Source organism: Streptomyces sp. SD15 (assembly GCF_054462255.1).
The window spans coordinates 1-1,933 of record NZ_JBTLMO010000130.1 but is presented as its reverse complement, the minus strand read 5'-3'; the positions used below and the strand labels follow the sequence as shown (position 1 = coordinate 1,933).

The window sequence follows — 1,933 nt, the reverse complement described above, 5'->3', positions numbered from 1 at the left end:
AGGTGATCCAACAACCCCCGCGCCTGCTCCTCCAACGCCGCCCGCGACTTCGCCGACACCAGCCACGGCAACGTCCCGTCCGTCACCACCACCGGCTCCGGCACACCCCCACCCGCGACGCCTTCGTCCTCCGGGGCCTGCTCGACGATGAGGTGGGCGTTGGTGCCACTGATGCCGAACGACGAAACACTGGCGCGGCGCGGGTGGTCGCCCTCCGGCCAAGCCCGGTTCTCGGTGAGGAGTTCCAACGCTCCCTCGGCCCAGTCCACGTGCGAGGACGGCCGGTCCACGTGCAGTGTCTTCGGCAGCAGGCCGTGGCGCATGGCCATGACCATCTTGATGACGCCGCCCACGCCCGCCGCGGCCTGGGAGTGGCCGATGTTGGACTTCAGCGAGCCCAGCCACAACGGCCGGTCCTCCGGCCGGTCCTGACCATAGGTGGCAAGCAGCGCCTGCGCCTCGATCGGATCGCCCAGCGTCGTGCCCGTGCCGTGGGCCTCGACGACGTCGACCTCCTGCGCCGACAGGCCCGCGCTGGCCAGGGCCTGGCGTATCACGCGCTCCTGGGAGGGGCCGTTGGGGGCGGTCAGACCGTTGGAGGCGCCGTCCTGGTTGATCGCCGAGCCGCGCACGACCGCCAGCACCTCATGGCCGTTCTTCCGCGCGTCGGAGAGGCGTTCCAGCAGCAGCAGGCCCACGCCCTCCGCCCAGGCCGTGCCGTCCGCCGCCTCGGCGAACGCCTTGCACCGCCCGTCCGCCGCAAGCCCGCGCTGCCGGCTGAACTCCACGAACATGCCCGGCGTAGCCATGACGGCGACGCCGCCGGCCAGCGCGAGATCACACTCGGCGTTGCGCAGCGCCTGGGTGGCCATGTGCATCGAGACCAGCGAGGACGAGCATGCGGTGTCCACCGTCACGGCCGGGCCCTGCAGGCCGAGGGTGTACGAGATGCGGCCCGAGGCGACGCTCGCGGTGTTGCCGGTCAGCAGGTACCCGTCGAACCCGGCGGCGCCGTCGTGCAGGTGAGGGCCGTACTCCTGGGTCATGGCGCCGACGAAGACGCCGGTCTGGCTGCCGCGCAGCGCGGTCGGGTCGATGCCCGCCCGCTCGATCGCCTCCCACGAGGTCTCGAGGAGCAGCCGCTGCTGCGGGTCCATCGCCGTCGCCTCGCGCGGGCTGATCCCGAAGAAAGCGGGGTCGAACGCCGCCGCGTCGGAGAGGAATCCGCCCTTGGCGACATACGACGTACCAGGTCGAACCAGGTCGGGATCGAGGAGCCTGTCGGTGTCCCAGCCGCGGTCGGTGGGGAAGTCGGTGATGGCGTCGACGCCTTCGCTGACGAGGCGCCACAGGTCCTCGGGGGCGCGGACATCTCCTGGATAGCGGCAGGCCATGCCCACGATCGCGATCGGTTCGTCCGCGCTGACAGAGAGCGGGGAACCGGGGGCGGTGCTGCCGGACTCCTCGGAACCCAGCAGTTCGGTCTGGAGGTAGCGAGCGACGGCGGTGGGGGTCGGGTGGTTGAAGAGCAGCGTCGACGGAAGCTTCAGGCCCGTGAGGGCGCTCAGACGGTTCCGCAGTTCGACGGAGGCGAAGGAGTCGAAACCGAAGTCCTTGAACGTGCGGTCGCCGTCCACCGTCTCCGAGGTGACACGTCCGGTGATGACCGCGACCTCGGCACGGATCCGGTCGGTGAGGATCTGTTCCTGCTGGGTCCGGGACGCCTTGGTGAGGCGGTCCAGCAGCGGCGACGACGAGCCGGACTCGGCGGGAGCGGTGTCCTCGGGCTGATCGGCGACCACAGCGGTGGACGCGTCGGAATCGACGTCGGCATGGCCGTCCGTCGGCAGATCGATCCAGTGACGCTGCCGTTGGAAGGGGTAGGTGGGCAGGTCGAGGTGGGTGGGCCGGGTGGTCGGGAAGAAGCCCGACC

Annotated in this window: 1 protein-coding gene; it reads right to left on the bottom strand. The window is 70.8% G+C overall.

Translation table 11 applies throughout. The features are described from left to right. The coding region (locus ACX28W_RS43835; RefSeq protein ID WP_459005678.1) for a type I polyketide synthase at positions 1–1,933 on the bottom strand (1,933 nt) is incomplete at both ends.